General features: G+C 60.5%; 12 protein-coding genes. 9 read left to right on the top strand and 3 right to left on the bottom strand.

Annotated elements, in window-relative coordinates; genetic code table 11:
- Positions 1 to 62: 62 nt before the first annotated feature.
- Positions 63 to 1,421 carry a glutamine synthetase family protein gene (locus V6Z53_RS18365; protein ID WP_338581029.1) on the bottom strand — a complete coding sequence of 453 codons (1,359 nt, stop codon included), beginning with the start codon at positions 1,419 to 1,421 and terminating at the stop codon, positions 63 to 65.
- A 161-nt stretch (positions 1,422 to 1,582) separates the two neighbouring features.
- Here V6Z53_RS18365 and V6Z53_RS18360 point away from each other — a divergent pair, with 161 nt between their 5' ends.
- Positions 1,583 to 2,512, top strand: coding sequence for a helix-turn-helix domain-containing protein (locus tag V6Z53_RS18360; RefSeq protein ID WP_338581028.1), 930 nt, complete (start codon positions 1,583 to 1,585; stop codon positions 2,510 to 2,512).
- Here the strand turns inward: V6Z53_RS18360 and V6Z53_RS18355 are convergent.
- Together V6Z53_RS18355 and V6Z53_RS18350 are read right to left on the bottom strand one after the other, a co-directional pair.
- The gene (locus V6Z53_RS18355; RefSeq protein WP_338581027.1) at positions 2,509 to 3,105 is read right to left on the bottom strand and encodes a cupin domain-containing protein; all 597 of its coding nucleotides are present in this window, start codon (positions 3,103 to 3,105) and stop codon (positions 2,509 to 2,511) included. The genes V6Z53_RS18360 and V6Z53_RS18355 overlap by 4 nt on opposite strands.
- Positions 3,106 to 3,271: 166 nt before the next feature.
- On the bottom strand, positions 3,272 to 5,233 hold the full coding sequence (locus tag V6Z53_RS18350; protein ID WP_338581026.1) for an FAD-dependent oxidoreductase: 1,962 nt from the start codon (positions 5,231 to 5,233) through the stop codon (positions 3,272 to 3,274).
- Positions 5,234 to 5,450: 217 nt separating this feature from the next.
- Between V6Z53_RS18350 and V6Z53_RS18345 the strand changes: the two genes are divergently transcribed.
- From V6Z53_RS18345 to V6Z53_RS18310, 8 genes are all read left to right on the top strand, one after another.
- Positions 5,451 to 6,500, top strand: coding sequence for an ABC transporter substrate-binding protein (locus V6Z53_RS18345; RefSeq protein ID WP_338581025.1), 1,050 nt, complete (start codon positions 5,451 to 5,453; stop codon positions 6,498 to 6,500).
- A 77-nt stretch (positions 6,501 to 6,577) separates the two neighbouring features.
- Entirely contained in the window at positions 6,578 to 7,369 is a 792-nt protein-coding gene (locus tag V6Z53_RS18340) for a class II aldolase/adducin family protein (RefSeq protein WP_338581024.1), read from the top strand.
- Positions 7,370 to 7,594: 225 nt separating this feature from the next.
- Positions 7,595 to 8,242: a TetR family transcriptional regulator C-terminal domain-containing protein gene (locus tag V6Z53_RS18335; protein WP_338581023.1), complete on the top strand. Its 648-nt coding sequence runs from the start codon at positions 7,595 to 7,597 to the stop codon at positions 8,240 to 8,242.
- A 92-nt stretch (positions 8,243 to 8,334) separates the two neighbouring features.
- Positions 8,335 to 9,051 carry a response regulator gene (locus V6Z53_RS18330; RefSeq protein ID WP_338581022.1) on the top strand — a complete coding sequence of 239 codons (717 nt, stop codon included), beginning with the start codon at positions 8,335 to 8,337 and terminating at the stop codon, positions 9,049 to 9,051.
- Between the two features lie 26 nt (positions 9,052 to 9,077).
- A complete protein-coding gene (locus V6Z53_RS18325; RefSeq protein ID WP_338586516.1) occupies positions 9,078 to 9,827 on the top strand; it encodes a transporter substrate-binding domain-containing protein in 750 nt (249 codons plus the stop codon).
- A complete protein-coding gene (locus V6Z53_RS18320) occupies positions 9,824 to 12,085 on the top strand; it encodes an ATP-binding protein (RefSeq protein WP_338581021.1) in 2,262 nt (753 codons plus the stop codon). Before V6Z53_RS18325 ends, V6Z53_RS18320 begins: the two co-directional genes overlap by 4 nt.
- 209 nt (positions 12,086 to 12,294) lie before the next feature.
- A complete protein-coding gene (locus V6Z53_RS18315) occupies positions 12,295 to 13,707 on the top strand; it encodes an amino acid permease (RefSeq protein WP_338581020.1) in 1,413 nt (470 codons plus the stop codon).
- A 332-nt stretch (positions 13,708 to 14,039) separates the two neighbouring features.
- Positions 14,040 to 14,831 (top strand): enoyl-CoA hydratase/isomerase family protein, encoded by a 792-nt coding sequence (locus V6Z53_RS18310; RefSeq protein ID WP_338581019.1) that lies wholly within the window; start codon positions 14,040 to 14,042, stop codon positions 14,829 to 14,831.
- Positions 14,832 to 14,839: the final 8 nt, after the last annotated feature.

Below are 14,839 nucleotides of genomic sequence, written 5' to 3'. Positions count from 1 at the left end.
GACGCGGAGCGTCCTGGGCTGCGTTCCCACGCAGAGCGTGGGAACGATCAACAGCGCGAGCCTTAGACGCTGAGCATCAAGAACTCACGCTCCCACGAACTGATCACTCGCTTGAAGTTCTCGTGCTCGGCGCGTTTGACCGCGACGTAACCGCGCACGAACTTGTCACCCAGATAACGGCCAATGGTTTCGCTTTCTTCCATCTGCGTCAGGGCGTCTTCGATGGTGATCGGCAGGCGCAGGTTGCGGCGTTCATAGGCGCGGCCCTGGACAGCGGCGCTCGGTTCGATGCGCTCGACCATGCCGAGGTAGCCGCACAACAGACTGGCGGCGATGGCCAGGTACGGGTTGGCGTCGGCACCCGGTAAGCGGTTTTCCACGCGCATGGCGTCCGGGCTGGAGGTCGGTACGCGCAGGCCGACGGTGCGGTTTTCTTCACCCCATTCGACGTTCACCGGTGCCGAGGTGTCCGGCAGGAAGCGGCGGAACGAGTTGACGTTGGGCGCGAACATCGGCAGCACTTTCGGGATGTACTTCTGCAAGCCACCGATGTGATGGAGGAACAGCTCGCTCATGTTGCCATTCGCGTCGGCGAAGATCGGCTGGCCGGTGGCGATGTCCACCACGCTCTGGTGAATGTGCATGGCGCTGCCCGGCTCGTCGCCGACCGGTTTGGCCATGAAGGTCGCCGCCACGTTGTGCTTGAGCGCGGCTTCACGCATGGTGCGTTTGAACACGGTGATCTGGTCGGCCAGGTCCAGCGCGTTGCCGTGACGGAAATTGATTTCCATCTGTGCCGGGCCGTCTTCGTGGATCAACGTGTCGAGGTCCAGGCCTTGCAGCTCGCACCAATCGTAGACGTCTTCGAACAGCGGATCGAATTCGTTGGCGGCATCGATGGAGAACGACTGACGACCGCTTTCGGCGCGGCCCGAACGGCCCATCGGCGCCTTGAGCGGCAAGTCCGGGTCTTCGCAGCGCTGGGTCAGGTAGAACTCCATTTCCGGCGCAACGATTGGGCGCCAGCCTTTGTCGGTGTACAGCTGCAGGACTTTCTTCAGCACGTTGCGCGGCGACAATTCGATCGGGTTGCCGAACTTGTCGAAGGTGTCGTGGATCACGATGGCGGTCGGCTCGATGGCCCATGGCACCACGTAGACCGCATCGGCGTCAGGCTTGCAGACCATGTCGATATCGGCCGGGTCAAGCAGGTCGTAGTAGATGTCGTCGTCGACAAAGTCCCCGGTTACCGTTTGCAGAAGGACACTTTCCGGCAGGCGCATGCCTCGCTCATGCAGGAACTTGTTGGTCGGTGCAATTTTGCCGCGTGCAATGCCGGTCAGATCGCTGACGACGCACTCGACTTCGGTAATCTTGTGATCTTTCAGCCAAGTGAACAGCTGATCGAAAGGGACATTCATAAAGACCTCGTTATTGGTTTTATTAACGCCAGGAGAGGCCAGTTTCATCCGCCGGACACTTCCCCTGTAGCGCGTTGCCGTCTATCTTGGGCGAGCCTTGCGGTTCCATCTATCCACTTTAAGCAGCACAAAGCGCACCAAAAGAGTGCGCAAGGTCACCCATGACAAACTGTAATTCACTACAGGTTCAAGCGTTCAGTACCGCCGATGTCGCCGAGCAAATCCGCGCCACGCCGGGCTGGACCCAGCATTACCAACAGATGTCGCCGGGGCATTTCGCCGGTCTCGTGCGCTATCTGGATTTACAGGGCGTGGAGATTTACGAAGAGCACATGAACACCCGGGTCGAGCAGAATTTCAGCGCGCCCGAGGGTTCGCTGGCGTTCTGTTTCGACCGCAGCGACAACGCGCTTTACGTGCTCAATGGTGAAAGCCGCAACATCTGGATCACCCCGGAGAACTATCAGGAAATCGCCGTGGTGTTCGGGCCGGAATTCGTCCAGCGCAACAGCCTGGATGTGGCTCGGCTGGAAGGGTTGTTCATGGCACCGCTCAATTCACAGCAGAACGCGCTGTTTTGCCGTTGGCTCAGCGGCACGCTGACGCGGTTGTCCCAGACCTTCGATCCACCGACGCGCGAAGCGCTCACTCAGCAATTGCTGGAGGATTGCCTGTTCATCCTCGATAACGCCTGTGTCTGCCTCGACCAAGGTGCGTTGCAGCGCCGGGCCGGGGAACGGGCGATCATGAAGCGGGTAGGGGAATGGGCGGCGGACACTCCGGAAGAACACCTCAACCTGCTGGAATTGTCCCTGGTTGCCGGGGTTTCACTGCGCCAGTTGCAGCATGCGTTCAAGACCTACACCGGCATGGCGCCGACCCAATGGTTGCGCTTGCGCCGACTCAACAGCGCCCGCCGCGAACTGCTCAGCCGCACGCCAACGCAAACCACCGTGGCCGAAGTGGCGATGCATTGGTCGTTCTGGCATCTGGGTCGGTTTTCCAGCAGTTATCGCGCACTGTTCAAGGAGTTGCCGAGCGACACCTTGAAACGTGCGGGCAACACTGCGCTGGTGGGTCGGCGGCGTTAGAACGTCGGCGGCGTGATCACCCAGATCACCACCGCATCGACATCGCCGGGATTGCCGTAACGGTGCGGCTCCTGGCTGGAGAAACTGAAGCTGTCGCCTTCGCTGAGCTGAAAATGACGCTCGCCGACCCACAACTCAAAACTGCCGGAAAGCAGATAACCGGCTTCTTCCCCTTCGTGGCTGTAGCTTTGCTGGCTGTAGGTGCCGGGCGGAAAACGCGAGTGAAGCATTTCCAGTTGTTGATTGGGTTGCGGCGTCAGTAACTGGTCGACGATGCCGTCCTCGTAATGCACGCTCAAGCGGCTGTTCTTGCGCACCACGACGCCGTCATCTTCAGGAGCCGTATTGGCCTCACTGGCGAAAAACCACTGGATCGTTACGCCGAGGCTGCGGGCGATGTTGAACAGTGCGGGAATCGACGGGTAGGCGAGGTTGCGTTCAAGTTGGCTGATGTAGCCGGCGGTGAGTTCGCTTTGCTGCGCCAGTTCCGCCAGGGTCATGCCTCGGCGTTTGCGCAGGCCGCGAATCCGCGTGCCGAGGAAGTGCGGTTCGGCGGCGCCGGTTGCGGGCTGTGATTTGCTGTTGTTGCTCATGGAAAATTCCGAACCGGGAAGGGGAACGCAGTCACTGTGGGAGCGGGCTTGCTCGCGAAAGCGGTCAGTCATCCAGTATTAATGGCGACTGATCCGTCGCATTCGCGAGCAAGCCCGCTCCCACAGGGTCGGTGTTAGCCGTTAAGGCCCCGGAGTATAAACAGCCTCAGAGCTCCCACGCGACTTTCAAGCCTTCATAAATCGCTTCTTCAGCCGTACGCGGCGCCAGGCAGTCGCCGATGCGGCGGAATTCCACCAGACCTTGCAGTTCGGCGCCCAGCGTATCCACCGGCTGATGGCCCTGACAGAGCACCAGCGTATCGATGTTTTCCATCAACATCGGCTCACCGCTGGCGGTGTGTTGCAGGTACACGGTGTTGTCGTCGCAACCGTACAGGCGTGCGTATGGCGTGATGGGGATCCCGAGTTTGTGCAACTCGCCGGCCAGTTGATCGCGCACGTACAGCGGCAGGTTTTCCCCGCAATGGGTGCCGTTGACCGCCAATTGAACCTGATGCCCGGCGCGAGTCAGGCGCTCGGCGATGCCCGGGCCGATCCAGTCGCAGCGCCAGTCGACCACCACCACGGAACGGCCGATCTGCACCTCGTCACGCAACACCTGCCAGGCGTCCACCACCTGCAATTCGCCACCGCGTTCGAATGTCGGCCAGTACGGTTCGGCGCCGGTGGCGATGATCACCATGTCCGGTTTTTCCTGTTCCACCAAGGCACGGTCGACGCGGGTATTGCGCACCACGCGCACACCGGCCAATTCCATCTCCCGTTGCAGATTGGTGCTGGCGCCGCCGAACTCGCTGCGCCGTGGCAGCAATTGCGCTAGCAACACCTGGCCACCGAGTTGCGAACTGGCTTCGTACAGCGTCACCTCATGCCCGCGCTGGGCGGCGACGGCGGCCGCTTTCATTCCGCCGGGGCCACCGCCGGCAATCATGATGCGTTTGCGTGTTTTGGCCGGTTGCCGCTCGCCGAAAATCAACTCGCGACCGGTTTCCGGGTGCTGGATGCAGGAAATCGGCAGGCCTTTGTGGAAGTGGCCGATGCATGCCTGATTGCAGGCAATGCAGGCGCGCACGTCTTCAGCGCGGCCGGTGTCGGTCTTGTTGGGCATTTGCGGGTCGCAGATCAGCGCGCGGGTCATGCCGCAGACATCGGCTTGCCCACGGGCCAGTATCAGTTCGGCTTCCTGGGGCTGGTTGATGCGCCCGGTGACGAACAATGGAATGTCCAGACTCGCCTTGAACGTCCCGGCTTCCTTGGCCAGGTAAGCCGCCTCTATCGCCATCGGCGGCACGATGTGCACCGCGCCGCCCAACGAGGCCGAAGTGCCGGCGACGATGTGCACGTAATCGAGTTGTGCTTGCAGCGATTGCACGGCGGCCAGGGATTCATCCTCGGTCAGGCCTTCGGGGTCGCGTTCATCGGCGGAGATGCGCAGGCCGATGATGAACTGTTCGTCGGTCGCCGCACGCACGGCGGCGATCACTTCGCGCAGGAAACGCAGGCGCTGTTCCAGTTCACCGTTGTAGCCATCGGTGCGGCGGTTGACCCGTGGGTTGATGAATTGCGCCGGCAGATAACCGTGGCTGGCGACCACTTCGACGCCGTCGATGCCAGCCTGATGCAAGCGCCGGGCGGCAGCGGCATAACCGGCGACAATCTCGTCGATCATCGCCTGATCCAGCGCCCGCGGCATCACCCGAAACCGTTCGTTGGGCACATTCGATGCCGAATAAGCCACGGCCAGCAGACCATCGCTGGACTCCATGATTTCCCGACCCGGATGGAACACCTGCGACAGCACCACGGTGCCATGAGCATGGCAGGTTTGCGCCAGTTTGCGATAACCCTCGATGCATTCATCGTCGGTGGCCATCAGTACATGGGAGGTGTACCGCGCGCTGTCATGCACCCCGGCCACTTGCAGCACGATCAGCCCGACACCGCCTTCGGCACGAGCCCGGTGGTAGGCGATCAGTTGCTCGTTGACCAGATTGTCAGTGGGCATCGACGTGTCGTGACCGCTGGACATGATGCGGTTTTTCAGGCGCTTGCCACGGATCTGCAAGGGTTCGAACAGGTGCGCAAAAGCTGGGGTCGTGGTCGGCATGGTGCGGATACTCCAGGCAGGCTGAAGCCGAAAGGCCGGGTTTTCGGCGTTGTTATTATTGCGCTATAGAAATTTACCTGTAGTAAAAAATCAACTTGTTTTTTTACTGTGGCTTGCAGTAATTTCGTTTCGAGCCCGCTCCTGGGGCGAACCTCACAACAATAAAAAAGGGCTGCACCGGCCTGTGACCGGGTGGCACCTGCAAGAGGAACCACTGATGAAATCGCAAACGCTCAAGCACGGTTTTTATCCTTTGGTGTTGACCCTGGCGATGGGGCTGGGCAGCGCCCAAGCCGCATCGGACATGGTGGTGGTCGGTTACGGCGGCGCAGGACAAAAAGCCCAGGACGTGGCGTTCTTCCAGCCGTTCGCTGCGGTGGATCAAAGCAAAGTGATCCAGAGCGAATACAACGGCGAAATGGCCAAGATCAAAGTGATGGTCGACACCGGCAACGTCGATTGGGACGTGGTGCAGATCGAGGGCCCGGACCTGATGCGCGGCTGCGAGGAGGGCATGTACGAGCGGCTCGACTGGACGCGCCTGGGCCACGCTGACCAGTTGATCACTGACGCGGCACAGGAATGCGGTTCCGCTGCGCTGGTGTGGAGCGTGGCGATTGCCTACGACACCGACAAACTGGCCCAGGCGCCAACATCGTGGGCAGATTTCTGGGACGTCAAAAAAACCCCCGGCAAACGCGGGTTGCGCAAGCGTGCGGTGTACAACCTGGAATTCGCCTTGCTGGCAGACGGGGTAAAAGTCGAGGACGTGTACAAGGTGCTTGGCACCCCGCAGGGCGTGGACCGCGCGTTCGCCAAGTTGACTGAACTCAAGCCGTATATCCAGTGGTGGGAGGCCGGCGCACAACCGCCGCAATGGCTGACCGCCGGTGACGTGGTGATGACGTCGACCTACAGCGGTCGCATCGCCGACGCGGCGCAAAAAGGCAGCCACCTCGGTCTGGTCTGGCCGGGCAGCCTGTATGGCATGGACTATTGGGCGATCATCAAGGGCTCCAAGCACGTCGATCAGGCCCAGCGCTTCATTGCCTTCGCCAACCAGCCGGATGCGCAGGTCAAATACGTCGAGCAGATTCCTTACGGCCCGACCAACACCCAGGCCGCCGCGCGACTGGACGACAAACTGGCGCAATGGGTGCCGACGGCGCCGCAAAATCTCAAGGGTGCGTTGTCGATGAACGTTGGTTTCTGGGTCGATCATGGCGAAGAACTGGAAGAGCGCTTCAACGCCTGGGCCAGCAAATAAATAGCGATGGTGGCTGGACGTGTCGAAGCGTCCAGTCTTACTGTCTGCCCAGCCGAACAGCTTGGAGAGCCCGAACAATGAACAAAATTGCCACAGCGCTGACCGCCCCCGAGCGCAACGCCACCGAACAGCGTCTGCGTGAAGAACTGGCGGCCTGTTATCGCTTGATTGCACATTTCCGCATGACCGACCTGATCTTCACCCACATCTCGGTGCGCATTCCGGGGCCGGAACATCACTTCTTGATCAACCCCTACGGGCTGATGTTCGATGAGATTACCGCGTCGAATCTGGTGAGAATCGACCTCGATGGCCATGCCGTCGAGCCTTCGCCGTACCCGGTGAACCCGGCGGGTTTCGTGATCCACAGCGCCATTCACGGCGCCCGCGAAGACGCGCAATGTGTGCTGCACACCCACACCAAGTCCGGTTGCGCCGTGGCGGCGTTGAAGTGCGGGTTGCTGCCGGTGAACCAGATTTCCATGGAGTTTTACGGCCGGGTCGCTTACCACGACTACGAAGGCGTGGCGCTGGACATGAGCGAGCAGCAACGGCTGGTGCAGGACCTCGGCGACAAATCGGTGCTGATGTTGCGCAACCATGGTTTGTTGACCGTCGGCGAAACCGTGAGCCAGGCGTTTTTGCGCATGTATTACCTGGAAAAGGCTTGTGAAATTCAGTTGGCTGCGCAGGCGGCGGGAGAGATCGTTCTGCCACCGGCTGAGATTTGTGCGCATACCGAACGGCAGTTCAATGATCCGGGGCGGCCGCTGGATGAAGGCGAGTTGAGCGATCCGGATGCGATGCAACTTGCTTGGGCGGCGTTGTTGCGGTTGTTGGATCGGGTGGCTCCGGGGTATCGGGATTGATCCGGATTCTAGATTGAATGGGTTGGCCTCTTCGCGAGCAAGCCATGCTCCTACAAGGGCGCGTTCGCATGACGGCCCACTCAACCGTAGGAGCAAAGCTTGCCCGCGATGCAGGCGACGCGGTTTACCAGACTGACTGGAGATTTTGCCTGCTCTTGCTGTACAGTCGTTCAGCTCGTCGCTTGCCAGCGCGGGCCCTAATGATTGAATCCAGGAGCAGTCGCCATGAATCAGGAAGCCCGTTTTTCCCGCATGGAACCGGAGTTGCGCAAGGCCAATCTGATCGAGGCAACGCTGGTGTGCCTCAAACGTCATGGTTTCCAGGGCGCTTCGATTCGCAAGATTTCCGCCGAGGCGGGCGTTTCGGTTGGCCTGATCAGCCATCACTATTCGGGAAAGGATGAGTTGGTGGCCGAGGCTTACATGGCGATCACCGGACGCGTCATGACGCTGTTGCGCGACGCCATGGAGCAAGCTGCACCCAACGCCCGCGAGCGCTTGTCAGCGTTTTTCCGTGGTTCGTTTTCCGCCGAATTGCTCGACCCGCAACTGATCGACGCCTGGCTGGCGTTCTGGGGCGCGGTGAAAACCGCCGAGGCGATCAACCAGGCTCACGATCATTCCTATGGCGAGTACCGCGCCATCCTGCGCAAGGTATTGATGGAACTGGCGCAGGAAGAAGGCTGGGAAAACTTCGACGCCGATCTCGCCGCGATCAGCCTCAGTGCCTTGCTCGATGGCCTCTGGCTGGAGTTGGGTTTGAATCCAGGCACTTTCACCCCGGAGCAGGGCATGCAGATTTGTGAAGCCTGGGTCGACGGTTTGCAGGCTGGTGGCCGGCAGCGCTTTTGTGGGAAGACGAGTAGCTGTTGATCACCTGTTCAACAGTGGCTACTCTCTGGCGCTGAAGCAACAAAACACTCTAATAAGAAATACGCCTTCGGGCCTGTGCGGGACACCCAGCAATGACTCCTCGGGTACTGATCGTCGACGACGATCCGCTGATTCGCGAACTGTTGCACGCCTACCTGTCCCAGGAAGGCTACGACGTTCATTGCGCCGCCACGGCGGAGCTGGCCGAAGCCTTTCTGGCCAGCCAGGCCGTTGACCTGGTCATGCTCGATATCCGCTTGCCGGGCAAGGACGGCCTTACCCTGACCCGCGAACTGCGGGTGCGTTCGGAAGTCGGGATCATCCTGATCACCGGGCGCAACGATGAAATCGACCGCATCGTCGGCCTCGAATGCGGCGCCGATGACTACGTGATCAAACCGCTCAATCCGCGTGAACTGGTGTCGCGGGCGAAAAACCTGATTCGCCGGGTTCGTCATGCGCAAACTCCACAACCGGTCGCGGCTGTTTCCAAACCCGTCAAACAGTTCGCCGATTGGGCGCTGGACACCGACCGTCGACGCCTGATCGATCCTTCAGGCAGCGAAACCCTGCTGACCCACGGCGAATTCCAGTTGCTCAGCGTGTTCCTGCGCAACAGCGGCCACACCCTCAGCCGCGACCAGTTGATGGACCAGATCCGCAACCGCGAATGGGTACCCAACGACCGCTCCATCGACGTACTGGTCGGGCGTTTGCGCCGCAAGTTGCACGACGACCCGGCCGAACCGCAACTGATCATCACCATCCACGGCGCCGGCTACCTGTTCACTGCCAGCCTGGCGGCGTGATAGCTGTGAGGTGGTTGCTCTTGTTTATGTTGGTGTTGGCGGGCACTGCGCAGGCGGCGGAAAAGGTCCGTTATTGCGACTACCCGGTGTATCCGCCGATTTCCTGGAGCGACGGCAAACAGGTCCGTGGTCTGGCGCCGAGCGTGGTGAAAAAACTGTTCGGCCAACTCGGTTACGAAGTCGAGATCGTGGTGCTGGGCAACTGGAAGCGTTGCCTGCTTGACGCCGCCGAGGGCCGGGTCGACGTGGTGCTGGCCTACAGCACCGCGCAACGGGAACAAAGCATGCTGTTTTCCACGGTGCCAGTGTTGCGCGAAGAAGTGGCGTTGTTCGTCAATCGCCAGCATCCGGTGAAATTCGAGCGGCTGGAAGATCTGTCCCGTTACCGTGGCGGCCTGCTGTTCGGTGAAAGCTATGGCGTGGAATTCGATCGCATGGTCGCGCAAAACAACAACATCGAATGGGTCTCCGACAGCCGCCAGAACTTCGGCAAGCTGATTCGCGGGCGCATCGATTTCATCACCCAGGAGCGCCGCACCGGTGAGCTCTACGTGCAGAACCTGCCCGGTGCCCAAGACATCGTGGCCTTGCCCAAGGCCTTGAGCGTGGATTACTTGCGGGTCGCGGTTTCCCGTCGTTCTCCACTGGCCGCGCGCATGCCGCAGATCAACGAGCAATTGCAGCGCATGGTCGATGCCGGTGACATCGAACGCCTGCTCAATGAAAGCGAAGTGACTTACCGCGACATGATCAACCTGCCGGCGAACGCGCAATGATCCGCGCCCGACCCGGTGGACTGTTGCGACGGCTGTTGCTGTTCATTCTGTTGTTCAGTCTGTGCTTCACCGTACTCGCCAGCAGCGTGCAGCTGTACATCGAATACCGCCGGGAAATGCGCGATATCGACGCACGCATGGAGCTGATCCGCGCCGGCTACCTGGCGAGCCTGGAACGCAGCCTGTGGGATTTGAACCAGGAGCAGTTGAACGTGCAATTGCGCGGTCTGGTGGATTTTTCCGATGTGGCGCGGGTACACCTGACCAGCCCCGATTTCGATTTGCAGCACGGCAATCCTGAGCCGATCGGCCCACTGCGTATCGAGCGATTTGCCCTGGATTATCAGCCGCCATCCGGCCCGTTGCGTCACCTCGGCAAACTCGAAGTCAGCACCGATCTGGGCGCGGTGTATCAGCGCCTGTATGCCACAGGGTTGACCAGCCTGTTGTGGATGGCGGTATTTCTCTGTGGCCTGGCGGTGGCGCTGTCGGGGTTGTTTTATCGATTGGTGACCCGACACCTGAAAGTCATGGCTGAATTTGCCCGGCGTATTGCTGCCGGTGATTGGCACGAGCCGCTGCGTCTCGACAAGCAGCGCAGCGCACAAAAAGACGAGATCGACACCGTGGCCTACGCCCTGGACGACATGCGCCGGGCGATCCTCAATGACATCGATCGCCGCGAAAGCGATCGCCTGGCTTTGCAGGACAACCGTGATGAATTGCTGAAAATGGTCGAGCGGCGCACCGCCAGCCTGATGCGCGCCAAGGACGAAGCCGAAGCGGCCAACCTTGCCAAATCGCGTTTCCTGGCGACCATGAGTCACGAGCTACGCACGCCACTCAACGGCATCCTCGGTATGGCCGAGTTACTGCGCGGCGCGAGCCTGGATCAGCAGGACAGCAAACGCCTGGATGCCTTGCACAAGGCGGGCGAGGGTTTGCTGACCATCCTCAATGAAGTGCTGTTTTTCGCCAAACTGGAGGAGGGCGTGAGCCTGCCCGAGCCGGTGGACTTCTCGATTCGTCAGTTGCTCGACGAAGTGCTGACCCTGCTGGAACCCAAGGCGCTGAACAACGACACGATCCTGCATTGCCGGGTCGATCAGCGGGTGGCCGAACATCACCACGGTGCCGAGCAATTCTTACGACAGGTTTTGAGCAACCTGTTGGCCAATGCCATCAAGTTCACCGAGGGCGGCGAGGTCAGTGTCGACGTGGCGCTGCTTACGCAGCCCGAAGGGGGTAGCGGCGATCGCCTGCGGGTGAGCGTCACCGACAACGGCATTGGCATTGCGCCGCAGATGCAGGCGAAGATTTTCGAGCGCTTTACCCAGGCCAGCGAGGAAGTGGCGCAGCGCTTTGGCGGCACCGGGTTGGGACTGGCGATCTGCAAACACCTGGTCGAGCAAATGGGCGGCAGTATCGGGGTCACCAGTGAAGTCGCGCATGGCAGTTGTTTCTGGTTCGAGCTGACGTTGCAGCCTGCTGCCGGCGTGACGGCGCAGGTGCCGATGGCGGTGGCCGGGCCGGCATTGAAGGTGCTGGTGGTCGAAGACGTGGCGCTCAATCGCGAAGTGGTCAAGGGCTTGCTGCAACGGGATGGCCATCAGGTGTGGCTGGCCGAGGAGGGCGAACAGGCGTTGGTGCAGTGCGCCGCGCAAACATTCGATCTGATTCTGCTGGACGTGCATCTGCCGGGCATGAGCGGCGTCGAGTTGTGCAAACAGATCCGCAGCCTCGGCGGGCCGAACCGCACCGCACGCATTTTCGCCCTGACCGCCAGTGTGCAACCGGCGCTGGTACGCGGTTATCTGGATGCCGGTATGGATGGCGTGCTGTCCAAGCCACTGAAGCTGGACAATCTGCGCAAGGTGCTGAACGGGCAATTGATAACGCCAAAACCGGTGCAGGATGACGTCGCCATCGACTGGCCGCTGCTGCAAACCCACCGCAATCTGCTCGGCGAGCAGAAGGTTCAAGGGCTGTTGGCGGTGCTGCGCGATTCGATCGTCCAGCATCGCGAGGCTTTGAACGAAGCCATTGAAGCCGACGACTTCACTGAAATCGCGCACCTGGCCCACCGTTTGGCGGGGAGCTGCGACTCACTGGGTTTCCGTGCCTTGGCCGGCGTGCTGAGATCAGTGGAAGAAGCGGCGCTGATTAACGATCAATCGGCCATTGAGCAGTTGGCGCCTACGGTTCATGAGCACTGCAAGCACGCGCTACAGACGCTGGAACATCTGTTGCAGAGCTGACGTACAAGTTTGTTACGACTTTTCACAACTTCGATCTTTACGTTCAACGCGACCTTACATGGCTTTCCAATAATCGATGCAACCGCCGCAGCGCGGTCTTCGAAGCTTATTGGAGATAATAATAATGAATTGCCGTAAAGCTGATCCATCCCCGCGCCGTGACGTCCTGTCATGCGCTGTCCGCCTCATCAACTGCTGAGGTGCCGGACATGAGTGAAAACATCGATCGCAAAGGCATCCAACTCACCCGCGCCCTGAAGAGCCGGCATATTTTCATGCTGTCGCTCGGTGGCGTGATCGGCACCGGGTTGTTCATGGGCTCCGGTGTGATCATCAATCAGGGCGGGCCGGTGGGCGCGATCCTGGCATATCTGGTCGCCGGATTCCTGATGTACCTGGTGATGGTCTGCCTCGGTGAACTGTCGGTGCAGATGCCGGTATCCGGTTCGTTCCAGACCCACGCCACCCAATACATCGGGCCAGCCACCGGTTTCATGATCGGCTGGGTCTACTGGATGAGCTGGGCGACCACCGTCGGCCTGGAATTCACCGCTGCCGGCATGCTGATGACCCGCTGGTTTCCGGAGGTGCCGATCTGGTATTGGTCGGCGCTGTTCGTGGTGGTGCTGTTCGGCATCAATGCCATGGCGACCCGTGCGTTCGGTGAAGCGGAGTACTGGTTTTCCGGGATCAAGGTCGCGGCGATTCTTGGTTTTATCGTGGTTGGCGTGCTGGTGATCTTCGGCGCGATACCGCTGAGCAGTGGGGCGCCCGCGCCGATGGCGACCAACCTGATTGGCGATTCGTTGTTTCCCAACGGTTTGTCCGCCGTGTTCGCGGTGATGATGACCGTGGTCTACGCCTTCCAGGGTTGCGAGATCATGGGTGTGGCCGCCGGTGAAACCGATCAGCCGGAAAAGAGCATTCCCCGTGCCGTGCGCAACGTTGTGTTCCGCGTGCTGATCTTCTATGTGCTGGCGATCATCGTGCTGTCGGCCATCGTGCCGTGGCAGCAGGCGGGGCTGATGGAAAGTCCGTTCGTGCAGGTGTTCGACATGGTTGGCATTCCTTACGCCGCTGACCTGATGAACTTCGTGATCCTCACAGCGATCCTGTCGGTGGGCAACTCCGGGCTGTACGCGTCGACGCGCATTCTGTGGGCGATGTCGAAAACCGGCATGGCGCCGAAAAGCCTGTCGCCGCTGAGCAAACGTGGTGTGCCATTGCGCGCCTTGAGCATCACCTTGTGCTTTGCGCTGGTGTCGCTGATGACCAGTTTCGTCGCGGCCGACACTTTGTTCATGGTGTTGATGGCGGTGAGCGGCATGTCCGGCACCGTGACCTGGATCGTCATCGCGCTGGCCCAGTACAAGTTCCGCAAGGCCTGGCTGCGTGACGGCAACAAACTCAGCGACCTGAAATACCGCGCGCCGTGGTTCCCGGTGTTGCCGCTGATGTGCATCACGCTGTGCTGTTCGCTGTTCGTGTTCCTCGCATTGGATGAAACCCAGCGGCCATCGCTGTACTGGGGCTTCGGGTTTATTGCGCTGTGCTATGGCGCGTACTTCCTGGTTCATCGCAAGCGTCAGGGCGTGTTGGCGCCGAGCTTGCCGACTGCATAATTCCTTCAACCCAGCACATCCCCTGTGGGAGCCAGCCTGCTGGCGATAGCGGTGTATCAGTCAACAGAGATGTTGAATGTGACGCCGTCATCGCCAGCAGGCTGGCTCCCACAGTTGTTTTTGTGGTGCCTGTGGGCAGTTGTTCGAAGTTGTAACAGCTTTAGCCATCCGAACCAGGTCTACTTAGAAAAATCCTTTAAATACAGTTAGATAGTCGATTTATACAGCTGTTACAGCTTATTTCCTCGCCGATTGCCGCCTTACTGAACACTCGTTTAGTATGGCCTCAAGTCGCATCACCTCAGACCAATCACAATAATTCGAGGATTCGCATGACTACCCATGATTCTTTGCTCAGTCAGGTCGAAGCAGGCGTTGCCTGGATCACGCTCAATCGCACCGCGCAGCGCAATGCGTTGGACATCCCGACGCTGAAAAACCTGCATGCCTTGCTCGATACCTTCAATTCCGATCCTGCCGTGCGCGTCGTCGTGTTGACCGGCAGCGGTCGCAGCTTCTGCGCCGGCGCCGACCTCGATGAGTGGGCCGACGCCGAAGCCCGGGGCGCGCTGGAAACCTACGGCTGGACCGAAACCGCCCACGCCCTGATGACCCGCCTGCACAGCCTGGAAAAACCAACCATCGCCGCTATCAACGGCACCGCCGTAGGCGCCGGGATGGACTTGACCCTGTGCTGCGACCTGCGCATTGCCGGTCAGTCGGCGCGTTTCAAGGCCGGTTACACCAGCATGGCGTACTCGCCGGACGCCGGCGCCAGTTGGCACCTGCCACGCCTGATCGGCAGCGAACAGGCCAAGCGTCTGTTGTTCCTCGACGAACTGTGGGGCGCTGACCGTGCGTTGGCTGCCGGGCTGGTCGGCGAAGTCTGCGCCGATGAGCAACTGCTGACCGTCGCCAACGAGCTGGCCACGCGCCTCGCCGCCGGGCCGACCTTTGCCTTCGCCCAGACCAAGAAGCTCATGCGTGAAGGCGCCGAGCGCAGCCTGCCCGAACAACTGCAAGCGGAACTGGCCGCCGGCCTGCTCTGCGGTCGCAGCGAAGACGGCAGCGAAGCCCTGCGCGCGGCCACGGAAAAACGCCCGGCACGCTTTATTGGCCGCTAAGCCCCGCA

The organism is Pseudomonas sp. MAG733B (assembly GCF_036884845.1).
GTDB lineage: Bacteria > Pseudomonadota > Gammaproteobacteria > Pseudomonadales > Pseudomonadaceae > Aquipseudomonas.
This window is presented reverse-complemented; position numbering and strand designations above follow the sequence as displayed.